General features: G+C 63.8%; 25 protein-coding genes. 10 read left to right on the top strand and 15 right to left on the bottom strand.

The window, feature by feature from the left end; genetic code table 11:
• Positions 1 to 139 precede the first annotated feature (139 nt).
• Positions 140 to 1,693 (top strand): DEAD/DEAH box helicase, encoded by a 1,554-nt coding sequence (locus WDX12_RS26160; protein ID WP_434722552.1) that lies wholly within the window; start codon positions 140 to 142, stop codon positions 1,691 to 1,693.
• Between the two features lie 76 nt (positions 1,694 to 1,769).
• Here the strand turns inward: WDX12_RS26160 and WDX12_RS26155 are convergent, their stop codons facing one another.
• From WDX12_RS26155 to WDX12_RS26120, 8 genes are all read right to left on the bottom strand, one after another.
• Complete coding sequence (locus WDX12_RS26155; RefSeq protein WP_434722551.1) at positions 1,770 to 2,378, bottom strand: hypothetical protein; 609 nt, start codon at positions 2,376 to 2,378, stop codon at positions 1,770 to 1,772.
• A gap of 252 nt (positions 2,379 to 2,630) precedes the next feature.
• The gene (locus WDX12_RS26150) at positions 2,631 to 3,281 is read right to left on the bottom strand and encodes an OmpA family protein (RefSeq protein ID WP_320298008.1); all 651 of its coding nucleotides are present in this window, start codon (positions 3,279 to 3,281) and stop codon (positions 2,631 to 2,633) included.
• Positions 3,282 to 3,417: 136 nt separating this feature from the next.
• Positions 3,418 to 3,786 (bottom strand): GFA family protein, encoded by a 369-nt coding sequence (locus WDX12_RS26145; RefSeq protein WP_434722550.1) that lies wholly within the window; start codon positions 3,784 to 3,786, stop codon positions 3,418 to 3,420.
• A gap of 152 nt (positions 3,787 to 3,938) precedes the next feature.
• On the bottom strand, positions 3,939 to 4,316 hold the full coding sequence (locus tag WDX12_RS26140) for a hypothetical protein (protein WP_434722549.1): 378 nt from the start codon (positions 4,314 to 4,316) through the stop codon (positions 3,939 to 3,941).
• Between the two features lie 295 nt (positions 4,317 to 4,611).
• The gene (locus tag WDX12_RS26135) at positions 4,612 to 5,016 is read right to left on the bottom strand and encodes a GFA family protein (RefSeq protein ID WP_434722548.1); all 405 of its coding nucleotides are present in this window, start codon (positions 5,014 to 5,016) and stop codon (positions 4,612 to 4,614) included.
• A 31-nt stretch (positions 5,017 to 5,047) separates the two neighbouring features.
• A protein-coding gene (prfB, locus tag WDX12_RS26130) for a peptide chain release factor 2 (RefSeq protein ID WP_320298011.1) occupies positions 5,048 to 6,179 on the bottom strand; the annotation gives its coding sequence in 2 pieces (ribosomal slippage) (positions 5,048 to 6,112 and positions 6,114 to 6,179; 1,131 coding nt in all).
• 124 nt (positions 6,180 to 6,303) lie between these two features.
• Positions 6,304 to 8,760 (bottom strand): penicillin-binding protein 1A, encoded by a 2,457-nt coding sequence (locus WDX12_RS26125; RefSeq protein WP_434722547.1) that lies wholly within the window; start codon positions 8,758 to 8,760, stop codon positions 6,304 to 6,306.
• Between the two features lie 226 nt (positions 8,761 to 8,986).
• Complete coding sequence (locus tag WDX12_RS26120; RefSeq protein WP_320298013.1) at positions 8,987 to 10,243, bottom strand: N-acetylmuramoyl-L-alanine amidase; 1,257 nt, start codon at positions 10,241 to 10,243, stop codon at positions 8,987 to 8,989.
• A gap of 647 nt (positions 10,244 to 10,890) precedes the next feature.
• Here WDX12_RS26120 and WDX12_RS26115 point away from each other — a divergent pair.
• Positions 10,891 to 13,818: a ribonuclease E/G gene (locus tag WDX12_RS26115; RefSeq protein ID WP_434722546.1), complete on the top strand. Its 2,928-nt coding sequence runs from the start codon at positions 10,891 to 10,893 to the stop codon at positions 13,816 to 13,818.
• A gap of 68 nt (positions 13,819 to 13,886) precedes the next feature.
• On the opposite strand, the gene WDX12_RS26110 is transcribed toward WDX12_RS26115, so the two are convergent.
• Together WDX12_RS26110 and WDX12_RS26105 are read right to left on the bottom strand one after the other, a co-directional pair.
• Positions 13,887 to 14,816, bottom strand: coding sequence for a glutaminase (locus tag WDX12_RS26110; protein ID WP_434722545.1), 930 nt, complete (start codon positions 14,814 to 14,816; stop codon positions 13,887 to 13,889).
• A 5-nt stretch (positions 14,817 to 14,821) separates the two neighbouring features.
• Entirely contained in the window at positions 14,822 to 15,970 is a 1,149-nt protein-coding gene (locus WDX12_RS26105) for a pyridoxal phosphate-dependent aminotransferase (RefSeq protein WP_434722544.1), read from the bottom strand.
• A gap of 183 nt (positions 15,971 to 16,153) precedes the next feature.
• Between WDX12_RS26105 and WDX12_RS26100 the strand changes: the two genes are divergently transcribed.
• From WDX12_RS26100 to aat, 6 genes are all read left to right on the top strand, one after another.
• The gene (locus WDX12_RS26100; protein WP_320298017.1) at positions 16,154 to 17,566 is read left to right on the top strand and encodes a M48 family metalloprotease; all 1,413 of its coding nucleotides are present in this window, start codon (positions 16,154 to 16,156) and stop codon (positions 17,564 to 17,566) included.
• A 58-nt stretch (positions 17,567 to 17,624) separates the two neighbouring features.
• Positions 17,625 to 18,452: a DsbA family protein gene (locus WDX12_RS26095; protein WP_320298018.1), complete on the top strand. Its 828-nt coding sequence runs from the start codon at positions 17,625 to 17,627 to the stop codon at positions 18,450 to 18,452.
• Between the two features lie 132 nt (positions 18,453 to 18,584).
• Positions 18,585 to 19,019, top strand: a complete 435-nt coding sequence (gene aroQ, locus WDX12_RS26090) for a type II 3-dehydroquinate dehydratase (RefSeq protein ID WP_434722543.1) — start codon at positions 18,585 to 18,587, stop codon at positions 19,017 to 19,019.
• 26 nt (positions 19,020 to 19,045) lie between these two features.
• Positions 19,046 to 19,507 carry an acetyl-CoA carboxylase biotin carboxyl carrier protein gene (gene accB / locus WDX12_RS26085; protein WP_434722542.1) on the top strand — a complete coding sequence of 154 codons (462 nt, stop codon included), beginning with the start codon at positions 19,046 to 19,048 and terminating at the stop codon, positions 19,505 to 19,507.
• A gap of 16 nt (positions 19,508 to 19,523) precedes the next feature.
• The gene (gene accC / locus WDX12_RS26080) at positions 19,524 to 20,867 is read left to right on the top strand and encodes an acetyl-CoA carboxylase biotin carboxylase subunit (RefSeq protein WP_434722541.1); all 1,344 of its coding nucleotides are present in this window, start codon (positions 19,524 to 19,526) and stop codon (positions 20,865 to 20,867) included.
• Positions 20,868 to 20,879: 12 nt separating this feature from the next.
• Complete coding sequence (aat, locus tag WDX12_RS26075) at positions 20,880 to 21,497, top strand: leucyl/phenylalanyl-tRNA--protein transferase (RefSeq protein WP_140829649.1); 618 nt, start codon at positions 20,880 to 20,882, stop codon at positions 21,495 to 21,497.
• Here aat and WDX12_RS26070 read toward each other — a convergent pair.
• From WDX12_RS26070 to WDX12_RS26060, 3 genes are all read right to left on the bottom strand, one after another.
• Positions 21,488 to 21,877, bottom strand: a complete 390-nt coding sequence (locus tag WDX12_RS26070) for a hypothetical protein (protein WP_320298022.1) — start codon at positions 21,875 to 21,877, stop codon at positions 21,488 to 21,490. The genes aat and WDX12_RS26070 overlap by 10 nt on opposite strands.
• Before the next feature lie 62 nt (positions 21,878 to 21,939).
• Complete coding sequence (locus tag WDX12_RS26065) at positions 21,940 to 22,497, bottom strand: DUF2155 domain-containing protein (RefSeq protein WP_434722540.1); 558 nt, start codon at positions 22,495 to 22,497, stop codon at positions 21,940 to 21,942.
• 126 nt (positions 22,498 to 22,623) lie between these two features.
• Entirely contained in the window at positions 22,624 to 23,022 is a 399-nt protein-coding gene (locus WDX12_RS26060; protein ID WP_320298024.1) for an NADH:ubiquinone oxidoreductase subunit NDUFA12, read from the bottom strand.
• 321 nt (positions 23,023 to 23,343) lie between these two features.
• Here WDX12_RS26060 and panB point away from each other — a divergent pair, with 321 nt between their 5' ends.
• Together panB and panC are read left to right on the top strand one after the other, a co-directional pair.
• Positions 23,344 to 24,183: a 3-methyl-2-oxobutanoate hydroxymethyltransferase gene (gene panB, locus WDX12_RS26055; protein ID WP_434722539.1), complete on the top strand. Its 840-nt coding sequence runs from the start codon at positions 23,344 to 23,346 to the stop codon at positions 24,181 to 24,183.
• Entirely contained in the window at positions 24,180 to 25,031 is an 852-nt protein-coding gene (gene panC / locus WDX12_RS26050) for a pantoate--beta-alanine ligase (RefSeq protein WP_434722538.1), read from the top strand. Before panB ends, panC begins: the two co-directional genes overlap by 4 nt.
• A 27-nt stretch (positions 25,032 to 25,058) precedes the next feature.
• Here panC and WDX12_RS26045 read toward each other — a convergent pair whose 3' ends face one another.
• Positions 25,059 to 25,757 carry an AIM24 family protein gene (locus WDX12_RS26045; RefSeq protein ID WP_140646928.1) on the bottom strand — a complete coding sequence of 233 codons (699 nt, stop codon included), beginning with the start codon at positions 25,755 to 25,757 and terminating at the stop codon, positions 25,059 to 25,061.
• Positions 25,758 to 25,884: 127 nt separating this feature from the next.
• Positions 25,885 to 26,373, bottom strand: a complete 489-nt coding sequence (locus WDX12_RS26040; protein WP_434722537.1) for a GNAT family N-acetyltransferase — start codon at positions 26,371 to 26,373, stop codon at positions 25,885 to 25,887.
• Positions 26,374 to 26,375 lie beyond the last annotated feature (2 nt).

Here is a 26,375-nt window from a genome sequence, read left to right as displayed (position 1 = left end):
TCACAATCGCTGTATTTCCGTCCGTTTCTGTTGACAAATCGAGGACTTGCGCCTAACTGCAACACCGATCTTGCAGGCGCGCGGCGCCTGTCGCGGCTCCTGTGTCGCGATTTTCCCAACCAACAAAGACAACAAACACTTGTCCTCAGACACCACGATCGCTCAAGAAGCATTGACATTCTCGGACCTCGGCCTGTCGCCGAAGGTCCTCTCCGCAGTCACCGATGCCGGTTATACCCAGCCGACGCCGATCCAGGCCGGCGCCATCCCGCATGCGCTGCTCGGCAAGGACGTGCTGGGTATCGCCCAGACCGGCACCGGCAAGACCGCTTCCTTTGTGCTGCCGATGCTGACGCGCCTGGAAAAGGGCCGAGCGCGGGCCCGCATGCCGCGCACGCTGATCCTCGAACCGACCCGTGAGCTGGCCGCGCAGGTCGAGGAGAACTTCATCAAATACGGCAAGAACCATAAGCTCAACATCGCGCTTTTGATCGGCGGCGTCTCCTTCGACGAACAGGACAAGAAGCTCGAGCGTGGCGCCGACGTATTGATCGCAACGCCCGGCCGCTTGCTCGACCACCGCGAGCGCGGCAAGCTGTTGCTCAACGGCGTCGAGATCCTCGTCATCGACGAGGCCGACCGCATGCTCGACATGGGCTTCATCCCGGATATCGAACGCATCTGCGAGATGATCCCGTTCACGCGCCAGACTTTGTTCTTCTCGGCGACGATGCCGCCGGAGATCACCAAGCTCACCGAAAAATTCCTGCACGCGCCGGTTCGCGTCGAGGTTTCCAAGGCCGCATCCGCCGCAACCAACATCATCCAGCGGCTGGTCAAGTCGGGCTCAAAACCCTGGGACAAGCGCGAGACGCTGCGCAATCTCATGAAGGCCGAAGACGCCGAGCTGAAGAACGCCATCATCTTCTGCAACCGCAAGATCGAGGTGTCGGAGCTTTTCCGCTCGTTGCTGAAATATGATTTCGATGCGGGCGCGCTGCATGGCGACATGGATCAGCGGGCGCGCATGCAGATGCTCGCCAACTTCCGCGACGGCAAGTTGCGTTATCTGGTTGCGTCCGACGTCGCCGCGCGCGGCCTCGACATTCCCGATGTCAGCCACGTCTTCAACTACGACGTGCCGATCCACGCGGAGGATTATGTCCACCGCATCGGCCGCACCGGCCGCGCCGGCCGCTCCGGAAAATCCTTCACCATCGCGACGCGCTCGGATACGAAATACGTCGATGCCATCGAAAGGCTGATCGGCACCAAGATCGAGTGGCATGACGGCGACCTGTCGACCGTGACCGAAAGCGAGGGCGAGGAGCAGCCGCGGCGCGGCCGCGGCGCGCCGCGTCGGGCCGGCCGCAAGGACGAGGACCGCAAGGACGATCGCAAGGAACGCGGCGAGCGCAAGAAGGACCGTCACGCCAAGCGCGACGAGACGCCCGATGCGGCGCGCGAAGAGCAGCCTGTCGCCGAAGTGGCCGATATCGCCGAACGCCGCGCCCGCAAGGACGCGATTCGTTCCGACAACGAGCGCAAGGGTTCGGGCAACCATCACGAGCAGCGCGGCGACGCCCGTCCGCAGCGCGACCGCCCCGGCCGCCATCGTCAGGAAGAAGACGACGCAACCGTCGGCTTCGGCGACGACGTGCCGGCCTTCATGCGGATCGTCGCGAAGGTCTGAGTTCCGGACCGCTACGGCAGAATGAAACGGCCCCGATCGGGGCCGTTTCGTTTTTGTACCGTTTGCTCGCCCTGCCCTACATCGGCCCAGGCATCATCTTGGTCGGCTTCTCCAGCATCGGGAAGTCGGCCTTATTGCATGTCACCTTCGGGTTCGTCGGGGTGAACATGCCGTTCGGATTGTCCCTGAACAGCCAGGCATGCAGGTCGTAGTGGACAAACTCCCTCGGGATGAGCGGGTAGTGTCCTTCCATCGGCCCCATGAATTTCTGGCCGAACAGCTTCGGAGCTTCCTTCACGTCCGGCGTCAACGGCACCAGCCATTCCACGCCGACCAGTTTGAGACCTTTCTTGGTTGGCTCGTAGATCAGGACATTGGGCTTCATAGGATCGAGCGGCTTGCCGATGCTCGGGACGTTGACGAAATGGATGCCCATGGCGCCCTTCGGATAGTACATGGCGCCGTCTATCTTCTCGCCGCTATAGTGGACGCAGCCGACCGTCGACAAATAGAGGTCGCGGACGGCTGCCGTGTAGTCTTCATACTTGGCCAGCGACTTCTTCAAGGCCTCGATGTCGGCCTTGTTGGCGTCCTCGGCCTGGGCCGTGGCGGCTCCAAGCCATGCGCCCAAAAGGCCAGTCAAAACAAGGACGCCGCAGCGCCCTAAACGAGCTGTTCTTGTCATGAATTCCTCCCAGATTCCCTTGATCTGGCCGTGCAAGACCGGGGCGGCAGATGTTGATTGCGCGGCCGATTGACCACCCCATCCCCTCTGGAACACGAAGATGGTAGTCCTTTCACCGGTTCTAGAAAAGTATCAATTAGAAAAAGCTAATGTCCTAAGACTTTCGACCCATCCCTGGCCCGAGCCAATAAAAAACGGCCCCATGCGGGGCCGTTTTTTATTGATGGACTTATGCTGCCGGCGCGGTTCGTCTTACGTGAGCGGCGACAGCTGGATTTCGACGCGCCGGTTCTGTTCGCGGCCAGCGGCCGTCGCGTTGGATGCGATCGGGCGCGTCTTGCCGAAGCCGGTGACTGCGAAGCGGCGCTGATCGACGCCCTGGCCGGACAGGTAATTGGCGACTGCAAGCGCGCGACGCTGCGACAGGTCGAAATTGTGCTGATCGCCGCCGGTCGAGTCGGTATGGCCGAAAACGTCCACCGTGGTCTGGCGGAACTTCTTCAGCACCAGCGCGACCGAATTCAGCACCGGATAGAAGCCCGGCTTCACCGCGTCCTGGTCGACGTTGAAGGTGATATCGGACGGCATGTTGAGGATAATCTGGTCGCCGCTGCGGGTAACGCTGACGCCGGTGCCCTGCAGCTGACGGCGAAGCTCGGCCTCGTTCTGGTCCATCGTCGCGCCGATCGCGCCGCCGGCGAGCGCGCCGATGCCGGCGCCGATCAACGCGTTGCGGCGGTCATTGCCGCCGGCCAGCAGACCGAGGCTGGCGCCCGCCAGCGCGCCAAGGCCAGCACCGGCCGCCGTGTTGGAGACCTTCTGGTCGCCGGTATACGGATCGGTGGTGGTGCAGGCGCTCACCAGTAGAGCCGTCGCCACGGCGACGAGCACAGTCTTCTTCATGAGATTGGTCCCTCTCCAATTCACGGCCTTTCGGCCGTGCCAAATCAGCCCTTCCGCAGCCTTGTAGCATGAAATGCGGCGAAAAACGGAACGGGAGTGCGGCCTGCGAAGCTCGGCGGCCGTTCCCGCTTCGCGTCTACCACAGATTCTTGCCGTCGATGACCACCACCTCGACCTTATCCAGGTCGAAATCGTCGAACAGGCGCGAATTGACGCTGATCTTCGGGTTGTCGAAGTCCGGCTTTCCGGTCGACCAATCGGGCGTTTCGGTGAAGGTGCCACAGCCGCAAGTGGCGCAGAAACCGTGCTTTACGGTCTTCGAGCCCCAGCGATAGAAGGAGACATTCTCGGGCGGGCTCGTGAGCTTGAATTGCGACGGCACATAGTATGCCCATAACGACCCCCGCTTCGAGCAGAACGAGCATTTGCATTGCGTCACCGTCCGCGGCGCCTCGGCAACCTCGAAGGTTGTCGCCTTGCAGTGGCAGCTTCCCTTGATGGTCATCACCTCACCTCTCAATTGCCCGCCGCCGCCCCGGATTCCACTGGCAGCAGGGCAACATAAAGAAGTGATCCTGACAACCGTCTGTCAGCAGCTTCGGCAGACATGCTGGCGCGCTCGAAGCCCTCTCGCGCCTCGCGTTTGGCTCGCGAGATCTAGTAAGAGGGCGGCGGCACGAACAGGCAGATGGTCTTGCCGGCGTCGAGCCCGGCCTGGTGCGCGCACCAGTGGTACTCCCCGTCGGGCGAATTCTTGACCCGCTTGTCGCTATAGGCCACCACCTCGCCCGTGCCTTTTATGACATAGCCTTCGGGCCGCTCGCTGATCGAAGACTGCGGCACCTCCTTGCAATCGAAGTTGGCACAGCAGGCAAAGGGATATTTCCAGCCTTGCGGCATCACCGCCGTGGCTTGGGCGTCGTGCGCGATGGCCGGCGGCGCCAGCACCGAGATAGCTCCAACAGCGAACAGGGAGAACAAAAGTCGGCCAGCCGGTCGAACGGCTTGGGCCGATCTTGATATGGCAGCAGACATCGAAACATTCCTTTCGAGCATCAAGCGTTTTCGCTTGCCCGTTCCCGGAACGTGTCTTCCCAGTGGCCGGATCGTCGGTCGCAGATATGCCGCATCCGGCCATAAATGCTTTTAACCCCAGCACGAAAGCTGGGCTGATTCCTCGACTGGCGCAAGCAACCGCTTGCAACGGCGATGCGACAATTCCCGCCAGCCTCTGCCATTCAGAAACGTGCGCCGGCTTGGTTAACGACCGGTTAGCCGCACGGAACCGGTGCCGGACAACGGAATTCGGCTCAAGCTGGTTCCAGACGTTTCAGCCGGGAACATGCCCATCATACTGCGGCAGGTCGTCGGTGATTGTGAACCACTTCGCCTTCGACCCGACAAAGATGTGCGCGGTCGGCCGTATGATCGGATCGTCGACCAGTGTGCCCATGGCGACATGCACATAGGCGCCGTCGCGGACCAACGAATAGATGAGCGAGCCGCATCGCCCGCAATGCGCGTCGTGGCCGCTCTCGTCGCCGAAGATCAGCAGCCTGTCATCGCCCGCGACGAGACGGAACTTTTCGCGCTCGATGCCGGCGAAGGGGTTGAACGCCGACCCGGTCGTGCGCCGGCAGTTCGAGCAATGGCAGTTCGCCGCGTAAACAAATTCGTCCGCAACCTGATAGTGGACTGCGCCGCAGAAGCATTTTCCCGCTAGTGTTCGAGACACCGGCTTCCTCCGCTCCCGCAACGCATATGCACTAGTCGAGGTCCGCCACCGCTTCGCCCGCGCCACCTTCGATGCGGTGCGACAGCGATGCTTCCATGAACTCGTCGAGATCGCCGTCGAGCACGCTCGACGGCGAAGTGCTCTCGACGCCGGTGCGCAGATCCTTCACCAACTGATAGGGCTGCAGCACATAGGAGCGGATCTGGTGGCCCCAGCCGATATCGCTCTTGGAGGCCTCGGTCGCATTGGCGACCGCTTCGCGCTTCTTCAGCTCTTCCTCGTAGAGGCGCGAGCGCAGCATTTCCCAGGCCTTGGCCTTGTTCTTGTGCTGCGAACGCTCCGCCTGGCAGGCGACCGCGATGCCGGTGGCGATATGGGTGATGCGCACAGCCGAATCCGTGGTGTTGACGTGCTGCCCGCCCGAGCCGGATGAACGATAGGTATCGATGCGGACATCGGATTCCGAAACGTCGATCTCTATCTTGTCGTCGACGACAGGATAGACCCAGATACTGGAGAACGACGTGTGACGGCGCGCATTGCTGTCATAGGGCGAAATACGCACCAGGCGGTGGACGCCGGATTCCGTCTTCAGCCAGCCATAGGCGTTGTGACCCTTGATCAGCACGGTGGCGGACTTGATGCCCGCTTCTTCGCCGTCATGGACTTCCAGCACCTCGACCTTGAAGCGGCGGCGCTCGGCCCAGCGCGTGTACATGCGCAGGAGCATCGAGGCCCAGTCCTGGCTCTCGGTGCCACCGGCGCCGGCATGGATTTCGAGATAGGTGTCGTTGGCGTCGGCCTCGCCCGAGAGCAGCGTCTCGACCTGGCGGGCCTTCGCCTCGCCCTGCATCGAACGCAACGCCGCCTCCGCTTCCGCGATGATGCCGTCGTCGCCCTCTTCCTCGCCGAGCTCGATCAGGCCGATATTGTCTTCCAGAGCCTGGGTCATCCCCTTGACGGCGGCGATGCCGTCCTCAAGCTCCTGGCGCTCGCGCATCAGCTTCTGCGCTTCGATCGGATCATTCCAGAGGCTGGAATCCTCTGCACGCGAATTCAGGTATTCAAGCCGCTTTACAGCCTGATCCCAGTCAAAGATGCCTCCTCAGCAGGGTTATCGCCTGCCTGATCTCGTCGACAATGTTGAGCGTTTCCGCGCGCATGGCTCTTCGTCCGGTCCTGTTCTTTCGGTTTTTTGGAATAGGCGCGATACATAGGCACGGCATCGCCGCCTGTAAAGCGAAATGGGTCGGCGGCTGGCCGACCCATTCGAGAAGCATTTCGACGTCAGTAAAGCCCGCCGCCGCCGTCCTGGATGGCCTGGTTGGCCTGCGGCGACAGCGCCCCGCCCGACCCGTTCGAGCCATCGGCGCCCATGCCGATCACCCAGTAGCTGTCGGCCGGGCCGGTGCCGGGCTTGAACGCTTCAACGATGGTGTTGGGATCGCCTTCGGCGGCGCGCATGCCGGTCTTCCGGTTGATGGCGATGAGCTTCATGCCGTCCGGAACCTGGAAGTCAGTGTTCGGCTTGCCGTCAAGCACCACGCGCATGAAATCCTTGAAGATCGGGGCGGCGAGACCGCCACCCGTGGCGCCCTTGCCGAGGCCGCGCGGCGTGTCGTAGCCCATGTAGAGACCGACGACGAGGTTTGGCGTGAAGCCGATGAACCAGGCGTCCTTCTCGTCATTGGTCGTGCCGGTCTTGCCGGCGATGTGACGACCAAGCTCGCCGATGGTGGCGCCGGTACCGCGCTGCACGACGCCCTCCATCATCGAGGTGATCTGGTAGGCGGTCATCGGGTCGAGCACCTGCTCGGAGTTGTCGACCAGCTCCGGCTCGGGCTGGTTCTTCCATTCGGCGGCGTTGCAGCCCTCGCAGCCGCGCTCGTCCTGTTTGAACACCGTCTTGCCGTAGCGGTCCTGGATGCGGTCGATCAGCGACGGTTTGATCGACTTGCCGCCATTGGCCATGATCGAATAGGCCGAAACCATGCGCATGACGGTCGTTTCGCCGGAACCCAGCGCCATCGGCAGATAGGGCGCCAGATGATCGTAGACGCCGAAGCGCTCGGCATATTCCACGACCAGCTTCATGCCCATGTCGTTGGCGAGTCGCACGGTCATCAGGTTTCGCGACTTCTCGATACCGGAGCGCAAGGTTGCCGGCCCCGCGACCGTGCCGTCATAATTCTTCGGCGTCCAGGTGGTGTTGCCGCTCTGGATGGTGATCGGGCCGTCCATGATCACCGAGGCCGGCGTGTAGCCGTTGTCGAGCGCCGCCGAATAGACGATCGGCTTGAACGAGGAACCGGGCTGGCGCATCGCCTGGGTGGCGCGGTTGAATTCCGACTGCGCGTAGGAGAAGCCGCCGACCATGGCGAGCACGCGGCCGGTGTGCGGATCCATGGCGACAAGGCCGCCCTCGACCTCCGGCACCTGGCGCAGCATGTAGGTATTGTCGGAGCCGTCATTCTTCTGCACGAAGATCACGTCGCCGGGTTCCAGCACTTCCGCCGGGGACTTCGCCCTGACGGACTTGCCGTTGACGAAGTGGCGCATGGCGAAGCCCATGTCTTCCTTGCTGACGGTGCCCTGGACGCGTTCCTTGACCAGATCGCCGGAAACCTGCCGCGTCGGCTGGATGCCGATAGTCAGGCCACTCGCCGAACTGTCGAGCACGACGGCCAGCGTCCATTCCGGAACATCCTCGAGACCCTTCACATTGCCGAGCGGCACGCCCCAGTCGCCGGAGACGTCGATATGCGTCACCGGTCCGCGATAGCCGCGCAGCATGTCGTATTTGAGCAGGCCGTTCTGCAACGACTTGCGGGCGATGAGCTGGACATTCGGATCGAGCGTCGTGCGCACCGACAGGCCGCCCTCGTAAAGCGCGTTCTCGCCATAGCGGGCGATAATCTGGCGGCGGACTTCCTCGGTGAAATACTCGCCGGCGAACAGATACGAGCCATTGCGGCGGGGCTTGACGCCGAGCGGCTCGGCCTTGGCCTTGTCGCCTTCCTCGCGGGTGACATAGCCATTCTCGACCATCTGGTCGATGACCCAATTGCGGCGCTCGATTGCGCGGTCGGCATGCTTGAAGGGATGGTAGTTGTTCGGGCCCTTCGGCAGCGAGGCGAGATAGGCGGCCTCCGCAACCGTCAACTCGTTGACCGACTTGTCGAAATAGGTGAGCGCGGCGCCGGCGACGCCATAGGCACCGAAACCGAAGAAGATTTCGTTGAGATAGAGCTCGAGGATGCGGTCCTTGGAATAGGCCTGCTCGATGCGGAAGGCCAGGATCATCTCCTTGATCTTGCGCTCATAGGTCTGGTCGGAGGTGAGCAGGAAGTTCTTCGCCACCTGCTGGGTGATGGTCGAGGCGCCGACCTGCCGCCGCCCGGAACCGAAATTCTGCAGGTTGACGATGATGGCGCGGCCGAGGCCGGTGATGTCGATGCCGGGATGGTTGTAGAAGTTCTTGTCCTCGGCCGACATGAAAGCGGCCTTGACGCGGTCCGGGATGGCCTGGATCGGCAGGTAGAGACGCCGCTCGCGCGCATACTCGGCCATCAGGGCGCCGTCGGAGGCATGGATGCGCGTCGTCACCGGCGGCTCATACTTGGCCAGAACCTCGTAGTCGGGCAGGTCCTTCGCCACATGGCTGATATAAATAGCGATACCAGCAGCCACCAGCAGCGCCAGCGTCGTGCCGACGCCAAAGAAATAGCCGATGAGACGAATCATGCCCGCTCCAGTCCGAAGTTCGGGATTTTCCTAAACGAAGCCGCCTGCCGCGCAAGCTTCCCGGAGCGGTCCCAATCCGCAATCAAAAACCCATGTCGCGACCATGTGGACAAAATACGGCAGCGCGAAATTTGAGGACTCGGTTGCCGAATAATAACGCCGGGTGTTGTCGTCATGCAACGCTGCTTGCGGTTGTAGACGTCCGACGGTTGTGGGCGGGTGCGGGTCAGCCGCCCGTCGCGGTTCCGGCCTTCGCGGCGGCAAACAGGGCGACCGCGTTGGTTATGCTTTGCGCCGCCTTGCCGCGCCAGTCGGCGTTGAGCAACTGCGCCTCATCCTTGACGTTGGAGAGGTAGCCGAGCTCGACCAGGACGGACGGCACGTCCGGGGCCTTGAGCACCCTGAAGCCGGCCGAGCGCTGCGGATTGTTGATAAGGCCGACGCTGGTCGACAACTGGCCTACCAGCGTGTGGGCGAAGCTCATCGAGAAACCGTGCGTTTCACGGCGGATCAGGTCGATCAGGATGTCGGTGACTTCCTTGTTGTCGTCCTCGATCTTCATTCCGGCGAACTGGTCGGACAGGTTCTCGCGATCGGCGAGCGCCTGGGCTTCCGGATCGGAGGCCTTGTCCGAGAGCGTGTAGACCGTGGCGCCGCGAAGGCCTTTGACGGCGATCGTATCGGCATGGATGGAGATCAGGAGATCGGCCTCGTGCTGGCGCGCGATGCGCACGCGTTCGTCCAGCGCCAGGTACACGTCGTTGTCGCGTGTCATGAAGACATCGTATTTGCCGGCCGCGGCCAGCTTGTCGCGCAGCTCCTCGGCAAAAGCGAGCGTGACGTCCTTCTCGATCGTGCCGGCGGAGCTTTCTGCGCCGCCATCGACGCCGCCATGGCCGGGATCGATAACCACCGTGAAGCGATGGCCGGGCGCCGAGACCGGTCCGGTGCCGACCCGCTCGCCCTTTTCGGTCGAAACCGTCGAGCCGGTGGTCAGCGACTGATTGGCGAGAGCTTCGTCGAACTCCCGCTCGGAGGCGGCCGACATATCGATGGCGATGCGGTAGCCGCTGCCGTCGTCATTCTTGAGCACGTCGAGCTTGTCGACGACGAAAGGGCCCTTGCCGGTAAGGATCAGGCGCGAGCCATGTCCCTGATCGCCGTAGCGAACAGCCCGCACAAGGCCGCGCGGCTTCACATCCTTGGCGTCGACGGCGAATCGCGTGCGAGGCAGGTCGACGACCAGGCGATTGGGGCCGCGCAGCAGGAACCATTTGACATCCGGCTCGCGGTCGAAATTCACGACGATGCGCATCTTCGTGGCGTCGCCGGCCATCTTGTAGCCGGTCGCGCCAAGCAGGTCGTCGGCATGCGCGCCGGCAGTGAGGCAGAACAACACAGCCAGCAGCAAGGCGGCCCAGGCCAGGCGCGGGAAATGCCCGCCGGCCCCACTCCTCTTGTCTGCGGCGCCCGCCGGTCCCATCTCTTATCCGTCGCTCCCGGTTTGACGCATTGCGCCCAACCTTCCTGCAAAGTGCCTGTCAGGCCACCAACCCGATTAACGATTGGTATTCAGAGAAGGTTAACCAAGCCTTTCAGGGGGCGCGACCAAAGACACCTTCCCCAGCGGAAGCGCTTTTTGCCGGCATCCGAAATCGGGGTTGCCTTCCATCCCGCCAAATCATAAAAGCGACGTTGGATCACTGCAATCCTGGAACCGCTCGCCTCAGCAGTTTCCTGCCACAGGTCGGATGCAAAGGCGGCTCCGTTACCCTTCCAGGCTCAGGTGGTCGCGACGAATTTCGCAAGCGTGCCCTCGTGGCGGGGGAATCGCTTGCGTGAGGAAAACGGCCGGGTTGCCCCCGCGCCGGCTCTTCGTGAGCAAACAAGCTGGTCCGGCTCAACCCGGGCTTTGGTTCAAAAGGTTCTGCTGGGTGCCGATGGCTTCAAGCGCAATCATGGAAAGGTCCGCATCAAACCGCGCCACAATGGCTGCGGGCGGCACCGCCATTGCGCTCAAGCGGCGGCCGGCGGACGTTCAATTATCCGGCATGCACACAGATACAGGCGCACAGCGGCGGGCATTGCCACGCCAGCTGCGGCCGTCGGCTGCCGGCAGGAAACAAAATAATGCCCAACAAGATGCTGATAGACGCCTCCCACCCGGAGGAAACACGCGTTGTTGTCGTTCGCGGTAACCGCATCGAAGAATTCGACTTTGAATCCCAGGACAAGAAGCAACTCAAAGGAAACATCTACCTCGCCCGCGTAACGCGCGTCGAACCTTCCCTCCAGGCAGCCTTTGTCGAGTATGGCGGCAACCGTCACGGTTTTCTCGCCTTCAGCGAAATTCATCCCGACTATTACCAGATCCCGGTCGCCGACCGTCAGGCCCTGCTGCGCGCCGAGGCGCAGGAAGCCGAAGACGAAGACGACGAGGAGGCCGAGAACGGCGAAGAGCAGCAGGCGCGCGATCGCGGTGGCCGACGCAGCCGGCGGCGCGGCGGCAAGAACCGCGACCGCGGTGAGCACAAGCACGATGCCGAAGTCGCTGCTTCCCCCGAAAGCGGGGAAAGCCCGGCAGAGGCCATAGCGACCGAGGAAACCGCTGCCGAGGCTGTCGGAAGCGAGGATGCCGGCGGCGAGACCGCCGATGTCCAAGTGGAAAACGCGGAAACGACCTCCGAGGCCGTCGGCGCCGCACTGGAAACGGCTGAAGAATCAGCCGACGACGATGATGGGAAGCCATCGGAAGGCGGCCCCACCTCGATCGCGGCGAACGTCGAAGCCGACGTGATTTCCGAAGCGGTCCCGCAGACGGACCAGCCCGAGCAGAGCGGCGAGGCCGCCGCCAGCGACAATGATCGCGGCATGCTGGAGGAGGTCTCGTCCTCGCATTCGGACGAGCACGAGGTCGAATCGGTCGGCGCCGAAGATGCGCTCGAGGAAATCCGCAACCGCCGCAAGCCGGTGCGACGCCAGTACAAGATCCAGGAAGTCATCAAGCGCCGCCAGATCCTTTTGGTGCAGGTGGTCAAGGAAGAGCGCGGCAACAAGGGCGCGGCGCTCACCACGTACCTCTCGCTTGCCGGCCGCTATTCGGTGCTGATGCCGAACACGGCGCGCGGCGGCGGCATATCGCGCAAGATCACCAACGCACAGGACCGCAAGCGCCTGAAGGAGGTCGTGGCCGATCTTGAAGTGCCGCAGGGCATGGGCGTCATCCTGCGCACCGCCGGCGAAAGCCGCACCAAGGCCGAAATCAAGCGCGACTACGAATACCTGATGCGGCTCTGGGAAAACGTCCGCAACCTGACGCTGCAGTCCTCGGCCCCTGCCCTGGTCTACGAGGAAGGCAGCCTGATCAAGCGCTCGGTGCGCGACCTCTACAACAAGGACATCGACGAAATCCTGGTTTCCGGCGAAGACGGCTACCGCGAGGCCAAGGACTTCATGCGCATGCTGATGCCGAGCCACGCCAAGGTGGTTCAGCCGTTCCGCGACACCACGCCGATCTTCGTGCGCAACGGCATCGAGGCGCAGCTCGACCGCATGCTGCAGCCGCAGGTGACGCTGAAGAGCGGCGGCTACATCATCATCAACCAGACAGAGGCGCTGGTTTCGATCGACGTCAACTCCGGCCGCTCCACCAAGGAGCATTCGATCGAGGAGACCGCGCTCCACACCAATCTGGAAGCGGCCGAGGAAGTCGCGCGGCAACTGAGGCTGCGCGACCTTGCCGGGCTTATCGTCATCGACTTCATCGACATGGAGGAGAACCGCAACAACCGCTCCGTCGAGAAGCGGCTGAAGGATCACCTCAAGAACGACCGCGCCCGTATCCAGGTCGGCCGCATTTCGCATTTCGGCCTGATGGAGATGTCGCGCCAGCGCATCCGCGCCAGCGTGCTGGAATCGACCATGAAGCCCTGCCCGCATTGCGGCGGCACCGGCCATGTGCGCTCCGACTCCTCCGTGGCGCTGATGGTGGTGCGGGCGATCGAGGAATTCCTGCTCAAGGATTCGCGCAGCCACATCATCGTGCGTACGCCCGCCGTGACCGCGCTTTATGTGCTCAACCACAAGCGCGCCAATCTGGTGGAGCTCGAAGCCCGCTTCGGCCTGACGATCACGATCGAGGCCGACGAGACGCTCGGCACCCAGCACTACGCGATCTTCCGCGGCGCCGTTGCCGAAAAGCCGGAAGGCTTTGTCGAGGTGCGCAGCCTGCCGGCCTATGTCGAGCCGGAAGAGCCCGAGGACGAGATCGTCATCGAGGAAGAGGAAGAAGAGGTTTCGGTGCAGGCCGAACAGCCGCGCCAGCCGCAGCAGCAGGGTCAGCACCAGCAGCGGTCCGAGGACGGCGATGGTCGCAGGCGCCGCAAGCGCCGCCGGCGGCGTGGCGGCAGGGATCGCGACCGTGAGCAGACCGGCGACGCCGTGGCACCGGCGGAAGCGGGCGAAGCAACCGACGATGCCACGGATGCGATCGAAGAAGCGGCTCAGGACGTGACCGCCGGCGATGAAGCCGCGGCGGCAACCGAGGACGGTTCGGCCAAGAAGCGGCGGCGCGGCAAGCGCGGCGGCAAGCGCAGCCGCCGCGAGGACGAGGCTTCGGAGGCGGTTGCCGGCGAGACTGTCGGCGACACCGAGGACGAAGCGGCGGAAAGCGAGGATGCCGCCGGCGAGCCGGTCGTGGCAGTCGCGCCCGAACAGCCTGCCGCTCCAGCGGCCGCCAATGATGACGCCGAGGTGGCCGAGAAGCCGAAGAAGCCCCGCCGTTCGCGAGCAAAGAAGGCGGCCGAGGAAACCGTGGCCGAGACGGTGTCGGAGCCTGTTGCCGAGGCCCAGGTCGCGCCCGTGGCCGCCCCGCCCGAGCCGGCGCCCGCCGCTCCAGCGGAGGCCGAGCCTGCCGCCAGTGCGCATCCGACGCGCCGCAAGCCGCAGTCGGTCGACGCGCCGGTTGTACCCGTCGTCTCCTCGAACGTGTCCGGCGAGGCCAAGGCCGAAGACAAACCGAAGCGCGCCGGCTGGTGGCAGCGCAAGGGTTTTTTCTAAACCTTTCAGGCTGTTAAGTTGATCTTTTAAAAGAATCCCGCGCCACTCTCGGCGCGGGATTTTTCATTTTACGGCGCGAAGATCGACCAGTTCATCATCCGGGCAAGCTTCTCCAGCGCGATGGAGCCGAGCTTGGAGTTGCCGTTCTCGTTGAGGCCGGGCGACCAGACCGCCAGCGAAGCTACCCCAGGCACGATGCCGAGAATGCCACCGCCGACACCGCTTTTGCCCGGTATGCCTACGCGGAAGGCGAAATCGCCGGAACCGTCATAGTGGCCGCAGGTCAGCATCAGGGCGCCGATGCGGCGCGCCCGCTCAGTCGACACGACCGAATGTCCGGTCGCCGGGTTCCGGCCGCCATTGGCGAGGAACCGGCCGGCCATGGCGAGCTGGCGGCAGCTCATGGCGATCGCGCAATGGTGGAAATAGACCCCCAGCGCCAGCTCCGGTTCGTGATGGAGATTGCCGAAGGATTTCATGTAGTTGGCCAGGGCGAAGTTGCGGTAACCGGTGGCCCGCTCGGATGCCGCGACCTCACGATCGATGATGATCGTCTCGTCATCGGCAAGGAACTGGATGAAACGCAGGATCTCGCCGATCGCCTCGCGCGGCTGGTGGCCCGCGAGCAGGACGTCGGAGACGACGATGGCGCCGGCATTGATGAACGGATTGCGCGGAATGCCATTCTCATGCTCGAGCTGGACGATGGAGTTGAACGGGTTGCCGGACGGCTCGCGGCCGACGCGATGCCATAGCGCATCGCCGACCTTGCCCAGCGCCAGCGTGAGCGTGAAGACTTTCGACACGCTCTGGATCGAAAAGGGCTGATCGGCTTCGCCGGCAAGGATGACGCGGCCGTCATTGGTCACGGCGGCGATGCCGAATTTCTTCGGATCGACCTTGCCGAGCTGCGGGATGTAGGTGGCCACCGCGCCGCGATCGGTGCGCTCAGCCATCTCGGCGGCCACTTCGGCCAGTGCTTGCTCGAGTTCCGGCATGGCTTCTATTTCAACCAGCGTTCAATGCGCCCCAGCGCCTCGACCATGTCGTCATGGCTGCCGGCATAGGAAAAGCGCATGGTGCGATGGCCCTGCAGCGGGTCGAAATCACGGCCGGGCGTCGCCGCGACATGCGCCTCGGCCAGCATTTTGCGCGCGAAAGCCATGCTGTCATTGGTGTGGCGGGTGACATCGCAGAAGGCATAGAAGGCGCCATCCATCGGCGCGGCGAGCGCGAAGCCGAGTTCCGGCAGGCGCTTCATCAGGAGGTCACGGTTCCAGGCATAGCGCGCCTTCACCTTTTCCAGCTCCTGCGTCGCCTTGAACGCCTCGATCGCCGCGATCTGCGACAGTTCCGGCGGCGAGATATAGAGGCTCTGGGCGACACGCTCGACCGGCCGCACCAGCTCTTCCGGCAGCACCATCCAGCCGATGCGCCAGCCGGTCATGCAATAGTATTTCGAGAAGGAATTGACCACGGTCACGCCGGCGCCATGCGTCAGCGCGGTGACATCGGGCGCAGCGTAGGCCAGCCGGTGATAGATTTCGTCGGAGATCACGGCGATGCCAAGTTCCTCGGCCGTCTCCACCAGCGTCGCGAGTTCCTCCGCCGGGATCACCGCGCCGGTCGGATTGGCGGGGCTGGCAAACAGCACCCCCTTCAGCGGCTTCTCGCGATGCGTGGCCTTGAGATGCTCGGCATGCAGATAGGCATCCGCGCCGAGCTCGATCTCGACGATCTCGATGCCGAGCGCGGCCATGATGTTGCGGTAGGCCGGATAGCCGGGTGCGGCGATGGCGACACGGTCGCCCGGGTCGAACATCGCCAGGAAAGCGAGATTGAAGGCGGCCGATGAGCCGGTCGTGACGGCAATGCGCGACGGCGCGACGTCGATCCCGTAATGCTCGCCATAATGCGCCGCGATCGCCTTGCGCAGATCGGCGAGACCCAAGGCGTCGGTGTAGCCGATGCGGCCATGCCTGAGCGCCGCGGCCGCCGCCTCGCGGACGCCGACCGGCGCGGGATCCGACGGCTGGCCGACGGCCATCGACACCACAGGCACGCCGGTGGCCTTCAGCCGGTTGGCTTCGGCCAGGATGTCCATGGCGTGGAACGGCTCGACTTCCCCTCGGCGCGAAAGCGAAACGACCATTTGACCTCTTCCAACTGCCCTGCGACGAAATCCGAGGGGAAACCGTCGCGGATTTGCCCGTGAACCGCCCCGGTTCGAGGACGGCGCCGCACAAATGCCCGATTGATGTGGGGATCACAAGCGCGCAGGAAGTTACCGGCGCCGACTTTTCATCTTTCGCCCGCTCGTCTACCAGTGGACCTTATGTTGAGCCGACCCCGACCATCGATTGGCGAATCGACCTCCCTCAGCCGAACCGCGCGCGGCTTCGCGACCCTTATGCTGGCCGCCGCGGTTGCGGTCTCGAGCTCGGTCAGCGCCTTCGCGCAAGGCGTGCCGGTGGTGCGCGATGCCGAGATCGAGGCGCTGGTGCGCGACTATGCCCGGCCGATCTTCAAGGCCGCGGGGCTCGCCAATGACGGCATCGACATCGTTCTGGTCAACGACCAGAGTTTCAACGCCTTCGTCACCGGGCGGCGACTGTTCATCAACACCGGCGCGCTGGTGACTGCCGAAACGCCGAACGAGATCATCGGCGTCATCGCGCACGAGGCCGGCCATATTGCCGGCGGCCACCAGCAGAAATTGCGCGACCAGCTCGACCGCGCCAAGACCATGGCCATCATCGCCACCCTGCTTGGCGCCGGCGCCATGGTTGCCGGCGCCACCACCAACAGCCGTGGCCTTGCCGGCGCCGGCATGGGCGTCGCCGCGGGCGGCGGCGAGATGGCGCAGCGCTCGATCCTTGCCTATCAGCGCACCGAAGAGATCACCGCCGACCGTTCGGCGATCACCTATCTCAACGCCACCGGCCAGTCCGGCATGGGCATGCTGAAGACCTTCGGCCGCTTCCAGAGCGCGCTCTCGCTCGCCGGCACCCAGGTCGACCCCTACCGGATCAGCCATCCGATGCCGCAGGAGCGCATCGCCAACCTGGAAGTGCTCGTCAAGCAGAGCCCGTTCGTCAACGTTGTCGACCCGCCTGCCTTGCAGCAGCGGCACGACATGATGCGCATCAAGATCGCCGCCTATATGCAGGGCCAGGCGGCCGTCGCGCGGCTGATGCGCAAGAACCCGGCCAGCCTCGCCTCGCGCTATGGCGATGCGCAGCAGACCTATCTCTTCGGCAATCCCGGCGCGGCGCTCACCAAGACGGCGGCGTTGATCAAGGAACAACCGAAGAACCCCTATTTCCAGGAATTGCGCGGCGATATCCTGATGAAGGCCAACAAACCGAAGGACGCGGCGGACGCCTATGCCAAGGCGGTCAGCCTCGATCCGGCGCGCTCCGGATTGCTATTGGTCTCGCTCGGCCAGGCGCTAATGGCGGTGGGAACGCCCGATTCGATCCAGAAGGCGGTGACCCAGCTCAACAATGGGGTCGCGCGGGAAAGGGAGAATGCCGACGCTTACCGCTTTCTGGCGCAGGCTTATGGCGAACTCGGCGACATTCCGGCCGCCGATCTTGCCACCGCCGAGGGCCACTATTATGCGGGCGACTACAAAAACGCTAAGATCTTCGCCATGCGCGCTCAACAGAAATTGAAGCGCGGCGAACCCCGCTGGGTCCGCGCGCAGGATATTGTAAACTACACGCCATCGAACAAACTCAAATGAACCTCCCGGGCGTTGGCGGCGACCAAGGCGGACCGGAATGGGCAAAAGGAACGACGATATGAACAAGGCAATCCTGCTTGGCAGTGCTGGCGGTCTGGCGGTGGCGCTCGGCATGCTGGCCTTCGGCTTCGTGGCGGGAAACCCGCAAGCCGCGAGGGCCGACACCGTGCAAGTCGCCCAGGTTACGTCCTCCACCGACACCAAGGCCGCTGCCGACACCAAGATCGATCGCAAGGAGGTCGAAGGCATCATCCGCGATTATCTCTTGAAGAACCCGGAAGTTCTGCTCGAGGTGCAGGACGCGCTCGAGGCCAAGCAGAAGGAAGAGCAGCGGCTCGCGGCGCTCGGCGTGATCAAGAACTCCAAGGACGAGATCTTCAACTCCACCTTCGACGGCGTCGTCGGCAACCCGAAGGGCAAGGTCACGATCGTCGAGTTCTACGATTACAATTGCGGCTTCTGCAAACGCGCCATCGAGGACATGAAGGCATTGACCAAGTCCGACTCGGATCTGCGCTTTGTGCTTAAGGAGTTCCCGATCCTCAGCCCGGATTCGCAGAAGGCCAGCGTCGTCTCCATGGCGTTCCACCTGATGCATCCGGAGAAATACGGCGAGTTCCACACCGCGCTGCTCGGCGGCCAGGGCCGCGCCACCGAAGCGACCGCCATCAAGGTGGCGCTTTCGCTCGGCGCCGACGAGGCGACGCTGCGCGAGAAGATGAAGGACCCGCGCATCGCCGAAACGCTTTCGCGCACCTATGACCTTGCGACGAAACTGTCGATCACCGGCACGCCGTCCTATGTGGTTGGTAACGAGGTGATCTTCGGAGCGCTCGGCCAGCAGGTTCTCGCGGAAAAGATCGAAGAGGCCAAGAGCGCGCTGTAAGCGCGTGCGCGTGCAGAAGCCGGCCGTTGTGGACAGCGAAAGAACGCACTTGCGCTCTTTTCGCGGGCGGTTATGCCCATTATAGAGGCCCAGTGCGCCGGCTTGGGGTCGGCGCAGAACAAGGTCGGCATATTGAAAACGATTTTCGTCCTCAACGGTCCCAATCTCAATGCGCTCGGCAAGCGCGAGCCGGGGATTTACGGCGGCAAGACACTTGCGGCCATCGCCGAGGACTGCAAGGCGGCCGGCGCCGCCCTCGGGCTGGAGATCGATTTTCGCCAATCCAATCATGAGGGCGATCTGGTCGACTGGATCCAGGAAGCCGGCGAGAAGGCGGCAGGCATCGTCATCAATCCGGGCGCCTATAGCCACACGTCGATCGCCATTCACGACGCCATCCGCGCCGCAGCGCCGCTGCCGGTCGCCGAAGTCCATCTTTCCAACATCCACGCGCGGGAGCCCTTCCGCCACGTCTCCATGATCGCGCCGGTCGCTGTCGGCATGATCTGCGGGTTCGGACCCCTCGGCTACACGCTCGCGCTGCAGGCACTGGCGGCTCGCCTGTGACCGGCCCCCAAACAGAAGGCTCGAAAATGTCGATAAAAAAGACCGGTGTTGACCAGCAGCTGATCCGCGATCTGGCGGGCATTCTGAACGACACCAACCTGACCGAGATCGAGGTCGAACTCGGCGACCTTAAGGTGCGCGTCTCGCGCCAGGCGCAGGCCGTGCATGCCGTCGCCGCGCCGCTTAGCGCGGTTGCTCCTGTTGCCGCGGTGGCGGCTCAGCCCGCAACTGCAGCCGTTGCCGCCGACGTGTCCAAGAACGCGGTGCCTTCGCCGATGGTCGGCACCGCCTATCTGGCGCCCTCGCCCGACGCCAAGGCGTTCATCGAAGTCGGCCAGAAGGTCAAGGAAGGCCAGACGCTGCTCATCATCGAAGCGATGAAGACGATGAACCAGATACCCTCGCCGCGCGCCGGCACGGTGACGGCGATTCTCATCGAGGATGCCCAGCCGGTCGAATACGGCATGCCGCTGGTGGTTCTTGAGTAGGGCCGGGAACAGCCAGATGTTCCAGAAGATCCTCATCGCCAATCGCGGCGAAATCGCTCTGAGGGTGCTGCGCGCCTGCAAGGAGCTCGGCATCCAGACGGTGGTGGTCCACTCGACCGCGGATTCCGACGCCATGCATGTCCGGCTTGCCGACGAGAGCGTCTGCATCGGCCCGCCGCCCTCGCGCGAAAGCTATCTCAACATCCACCAGATCGTCGCCGCCTGCGAGATCACCGGCGCCGACGCCGTGCATCCTGGCTACGGCTTCCTGTCGGAGAATGCCAAGTTCGCCGACATTCTGGCCGCCCACAACATCACCTTCATCGGCCCCTCGGGTGACCATATCCGCATCATGGGCGACAAGATCGAGGCCAAGCGCACGGCAAAGCGGCTCGGCATTCCGGTCGTGCCGGGATCCGACGGCGCGATCAGCGACGACAAGGAAGCCAGGCGCGTCGCCGCCGAGATCGGCTATCCGGTGATCATCAAGGCTTCCGCCGGCGGCGGCGGCCGCGGCATGAAGGTGGCGCATACCGAAGCGGACCTCGAAGTCGCCCTGCAGACGGCCAAGTCGGAAGCGGGCGCGGCGTTCGGCGACGACGCCGTCTATATCGAGAAATATCTGGAGAAGCCGCGCCATATCGAGGTGCAGGTGTTCGGCGACGGCGCCGGCCGCGGCGTGCATTTCGGCGAGCGCGACTGCTCGCTGCAGCGGCGGCACCAGAAGGTCTGGGAGGAAGCCAATTCCCCCGCGCTCAATGCCGAGGAGCGTTCGCGCATCGGCGGCATCTGCGCCAAGGCCATCGCCGATCTCGGCTATTCGGGCGCCGGCACGATCGAGTTCCTCTACGAGAATGGCGAGTTCTATTTCATCGAGATGAACACTCGTCTTCAGGTCGAGCATCCGGTGACCGAAGCGATCACCGGCATCGACCTCGTGCACGAACAGATCCGCGTCGCCTCGGGCGGCGGACTGTCGGTCAGGCAAGCGGACATCAAGTTCAACGGCCATGCCATCGAGTGCCGCATCAACGCCGAAGATCCGCGTACCTTCACGCCCTCGCCCGGCACGATCACGCATTTCCACACGCCCGGCGGCCTCGGCATCCGTGTCGATTCCGGCGTCTATTCCGGCTACAAGATCCCGCCCTATTACGACAGCCTGATCGGCAAGCTCATCGTGCACGGCCGCAACCGCGTCGAATGCATGATGCGGCTGCGCCGCGCGCTCGACGAATTCGTCGTCGACGGCATCAAGACGACGCTGCCGCTGTTCCGCGACCTTGTCGGCAATCCCGACATCGCCAATGGCGACTACGACATCCACTGGCTGGAAAAATACCTGGCCAAGGGTGAATAGCACGGGGATGCGATGACTCGCCCCTACGCGCCAGGCTATCGCATTCCGACCGACCTGCTGCTCAGGGCCTACGCCTCTGGCGTGTTCCCAATGGCCGAGAGCGCCAACGACCCGGAAGTGTTCTGGGTGCGGCCGGAAACGCGCGGCATCATTCCGCTGGACGGGTTCCACACACCGCGCAGCCTGAAGAAGACGATCCGCAAGCATCCGTTCGAGATACGCTACGACTTCGATTTCGAGGCGACGATCGACGGCTGCGCCGAAAAGCGCGAGGAGCGCCGCTCGACCTGGATCAACGCGCCGATCCGCGAAGCCTATGTCGACCTCTATCGCCTTGGCCACTGCCATTCGGTCGAGGCGTGGCGCGAGGAACGGCTGGTCGGCGGCCTCTACGGCGTCTCGCTCGGACGCGTGTTCTTCGGCGAAAGCATGTTCGCCAGGGAGACCGACGCGTCGAAGACTTGTCTCTACCATCTCGTCGAGCGGCTGAAGGCGCGCGGCTTCGCGCTGCTCGACACGCAATTCACCACCGAGCATTTGAAGCGCTTCGGCGCCGTCGACGTGCCGCGCGGCCAGTATGAGAAGCTGCTCGCCGAAGCGCTGAAGGGCGAGGCCGTCTTTTATCCTTGAGCTTGCTCTGCCGCCTCGATCGGCGTTTGCGAATGGAACATCATCTTCCATCCGTCGGCGCGATGGACATAACCCGTGCTGACGAGCGCCGCATAGGGCTCGCCGTTTTCCCGCGTCGCGTGCGCTTCGTAAGTGAGCATGACGATATCGCTGCCCGGCTCGACCATGCCCTTCAGCTTGATGTCGAGGTCGCGCCATTTGTTGGGCTTGGCGGCGGTCTTTGCCAGATCGGCGTTGGTCATCGCCTGCGCCATCCGCGGAAACGCCACCAGGCACTCCACGTCGGCGTTGGCTTCATAATAGGCGGAATCGCCTGACCAAAAGCCCTTCTCGATATCGAGAAGCTCCTGCTTGTTGGCCGTAATCGGTTTGGCGGTCATCGCGGAATCCTCCTTGCCTTGTCGCCGATTTGGAACGGCTCAAGGGCGGGCAGGTTCCGATATCAGTTGGTGCTGGAGGGCTCGTCGTCAGCCGGCTCGGGCGCGGCGTCGGCCGGCTGCGCCGCAGCCTTAGGCTTGGCGGCCTGGTCCTTCGGCTTGGCCGTGTCGGCCTTGGCCGCGGTCGGCGGCGGCACGTCCGACTTCTGCTTGCAACCCTTGAGCCACACGTCATACACGGCGTGCTCAACGGCGTTGAGGCCGGGGCTTTCGGCAAACATCCAGCCGGTGAAGATGCGGCGGATCTTGCGGTCAAGCGTGATCTCGTCGACCTCGACGAAGGAATCGGTCTTCGGCTGCTCCGTATCCGGCCGCGAATAACAGACGCGAGGCGTCACCTGCAAAGCGCCGAACTGCACGGTTTCGTCGATATAGACGTCGAAGGTGATGATGCGACCGGTGATCTTGTCAATGCCGGCGAACTCGGCCACCGCATTGGTGACGCGGTCAGAGGCCGTGGGCGCCGCGGCCGGAGCCGGCGCGGCGGCGAAGACCGTTGTCGCGGTAACCAGAATGGACGTCGCCGCGATCAGCGCCTTTGATATGTGGCCGAAAGAGCTCATGCAAAATACCGGTGGTTGTGCCCGGGTGATTCTTCAATGCCCAAGGCTAATCGACGCTGCGCTATCAGCAAGCAGCTAAACGCCAATTGTGGCGACAAAGGACCGAAGCGGCGTCGTGGACGCGGATTACGATCCGGGCGTCCAGGCGTCGTAGTCGCCGGTCACCTGCGGGCGATGCTGGTTGGTCAGGATGGAACCCTGCGGACGATAGGCGCCGGGCGTTCCGGTCAGGTTCGGCCGATGCTGCTTCTGCCACTCGCGAGCCTTGTAGCTCTCGCTCGAAGGAGCGGTGTCGACGCGATGGTGGATCCAGCCATGCCAGCCCGGCGGGATCTTCGAGGCTTCCGAATAGTCGCGATAGATGACCCAACGGCGGGTGCGGCCTTCCGAATCGACGCCGCCCTCATAATAAACGTTGCCGGCTTCGTCCTCGCCGACCTTTTTGCCGAAGCGCCAGGTGTGGAAGCGGGTGCCGAGCGTCTGGCTGTTCCACCAGGTGAAAAACTGCAGCAGGAAAGTTTTCATCCAGATCCTCGCGGCGGCAGCGGCTGCGCCTTTTCCCCCTGCTTATGGCGTCACGCCACCGCGAAGGCAAGGGTTTTGCCATGCCCCGAACGTAAATGCTTCGTGCGTTATCTTGATGCATGTCGTCGCCCCAGAATCGCTCCACACTTCTGGGCGACATGCATTAAATCGATGCAGTTGCGTCGCCGGCGGCAACGTGGCTTGCCAAGCGTAACCTGTCTTTCTAAAGCTCGGCCCGCCCGTTTCGGGCGCGCCCCAGAGCATGGTGTCGTCCGAAAACCGCTACACACTTTTCGGCATCATGCTCTAGGGGGGTGACGATTGACCCGGTATCCGTCGGCCGACAGCCGGATCAGCGCCGAAAACATTCGCCGCCGCAAGGGCGGCGTGCCGATCGTCTGCCTTACCGCCTATACCTATCCCGTCGCCCGTCTGCTCGATCCACATGTCGATCTGCTGCTGGTCGGCGACAGCGTCGCCATGGTCCTGCATGGCCACGCCACGACGCTCGGCGCCTCGCTGGAGATGATGATCGCGCACGGCCAGGCCGTGATGCGCGGCTCGGTCAAGGCGTGCGTCGTCGTCGACATGCCGGCGGGCAGCTATGAGGCCTCGCCGGAGCTAGCCGTGGCGTCGGCAAGGCGGATCGTGAAGGAAACAGGCTGCCAGGCCGTGAAGCTCGAAGGCGGCGTCGACATGGCCTCCCGGATCGCCGCGATCGTCGCAGAGGGAATGCCGGTCATGGGCCATATCGGCCTGCAACCGCAGTCGGTGGAGAAGGACGGCGGCTACAAGATCAAGGGCCGGACGCAGGATAATATCGCCGCGCTGCTCAGCGATGCCGAAGCGGTGGAAGAAGCAGGCGCCTTCTCGGTCGTCATCGAAGGCACGATGGAAGCCGTGGCCGCGAAGCTTACCCGTCACATTTCCATACCGACCATCGGCATCGGCGCCAGCGCCGACTGCGACGGCCAGATCCTGGTGATCGACGACATGGTCGGCATGACCGTCGACCGCGTGCCGAAATTCGTCAAGGAATACGCCAACTTGCGCAGCGCGATAGCGGATGCGGCGGCGCGCTACGCAGCCGAGGTGCGCGGCCGCGCCTTCCCTGGCCCCGACCACGTCTTCAAGACGGCCTCCGGCAAGGACAAGACATGAACGCGCCAATCGTCGTCGACAGCGTCACTGCCCTTCGGGCGCAAGTCCGGGACTGGCGGCGGGCAGGCCTCAAGGTGGCCATGGTGCCAACCATGGGCGCGCTGCATGACGGCCATATCTCGCTGGTCCGGATCGCGCTCGAACGGGCCGAGCGCTGCGTCGTCTCGATCTTCGTCAACCCGACGCAGTTCGCGCCGACGGAAGATCTCGACAAATATCCGCGCCAGCTGGCGCGCGATCTCGACCGGTTGCAGTACGCTGGCGCGCATCTCGCCTTCACGCCCGGCGTGAGCGAAATGTACCCCTCCGGTTTCGCCACGAAAATCTCTGTCGGCGGCCCCTCCCGCGGCCTGGAGACCGACTTCAGGCCGAATTTCTTCGACGGCGTCGCGACCGTGGTGGCCAAGCTCTTCCTGCAGGCGGCGCCCGATTGCGCCGTGTTCGGCGAGAAGGATTACCAGCAGCTTTGCGTCGTCAGGCAGCTCTGCCGCGATCTCGACCTGCCCGTCGAGATCGTCGGCGCGCCGACGGTGCGCGACGCCCACGGCCTCGCCATGTCGTCACGCAACGCCTATCTGGGCGAGGCCGAGCTCGACATCGCGCGCAAGCTCAACGTGATCCTGCGCCGTACGGCGGCGGCGCTTTCGACCGGCACGGATGAAGCCGACGCCACCACCGCCGCCGCGAAGGCCCTGGTCTCCGCCGGCTTCCAAAAGGTCGACTACGTCGCCGCCCGCGCGAGCGTCACGCTCGAACCCTGGCGGCGAGGCCATGACGGCCGCATGCTCGCGGCAGCCTGGCTCGGCACGACGCGACTGATCGACAATGTGGAGATCGCTTCCGCCTGATCGGCCAAGTTCGTTTGATCGAGCCGCCTACTCTTCCGACGGCATATGCAGATACATCGACTGGATGCCGACGCGGCCCGGCCCGGTGAAGCGATTGACGACGAAATTCATGGCTGCGCCGAAGAAGCCGCTGGAAAGGCGGTCTATCCTCGTATCCATCTTCACCGAAGCGTCCTTGAACAGCCAGCCGCCGGGCTCGATGTCGATGGTTTCGCCGGGCGCCAGCACCTTTTCGAAGACATTGCCGTAGCCGTGCAGCCAGACGATGCCGTCGCCGGTCTCGCCACGGAAGCGATCGATGAAGAAGCCGCTCTGGCCGAACAGCATCGTTCCCAGCCCGCGCACGCGCTCGAAAGTGTAGTCGACGCTGGCGGTCGCGGCCAGAAACTGATGTTCGCGCACCTGGATCTCCTCGCCGCGCCGGAGATGGATCGGCACGATATGGCCCGGCCCGTCGCGGCTGAAGGCGATGACGCCCGGCCCGGACGCCTCGGTGACGAAGATCTGCATGCCGGCGATCATGCGCTTCAGCGCGCCCTTCAGCGACTTCAGGCCGATGGTGATGGTGGTGTTCTTCCAGAGCAGGATGTGGTGTTCGAAATAGACCGGCATGTTGGTCACATCGACCGACAGCACCGGCACCAGTTCGCCCGCGACGTGATAGGTCACGCCGCCAAAAGTCTCATCCGACACCTCGGTCGGCATCAATTCCGGCAAGCTCGGCATGGCAATCCCCCATTGCGGGCGACGCCTCTGCGTTGTGGAGGGTGCTACCGCGAGGAGCAGCCTTGATCGCGCGGATCGCCGCGATCAAATCAAAACCGCGCGATGACCAGGCATGCTCGCAGCCGATCTAGCCGAGCCGCTTCTCCAGGATGAGCGCGGGCCACCCCGAACCGCCGCCGCAATCCGCGGTCCTGCCTGCATGCCTGAACCCGTTCGCCTCGTAGAAGGCGATGGCCCCGGCGTTCGCTTCCTCGACCTCGAGGCGCAGCGTGCGCATCTCCGGGAAGCTGGCCTCGACCTCATCGAGCAGCAACCGGCCAATCCCCTGCCGCTGGCAGGCCGGATGCACGTAGAGCTGGTTCAGAAGCACGATCTTCGGGTCGGTGGTGGCGGCGGCGAAAGCCATGCCACCGAGCCGCTTGCCATCGTCGGCGACCAGGAACTCGGAATTCGGCCGCACAAGCCGCGCCTTGAGCGAGGCGATCGAATGCCAGTCATCGGTGATCGCTGCAACCCGCTCGGCGCCGTAGATGGCGTCGTAGGTCGCGTGCCACGTCTCGACCAGCAGCGCACGCACCGCAACAAGGTCGCGCTCGCTGGCGGTGCGGACGAACATCG

Source organism: Mesorhizobium sp. RIZ17, assembly GCF_051127865.1.
Lineage (GTDB): Bacteria > Pseudomonadota > Alphaproteobacteria > Rhizobiales > Rhizobiaceae > Mesorhizobium > Mesorhizobium humile.
The sequence above is the reverse complement of the archived record's forward strand: the minus strand, read 5'-3'. Positions and strand labels throughout refer to the sequence as shown.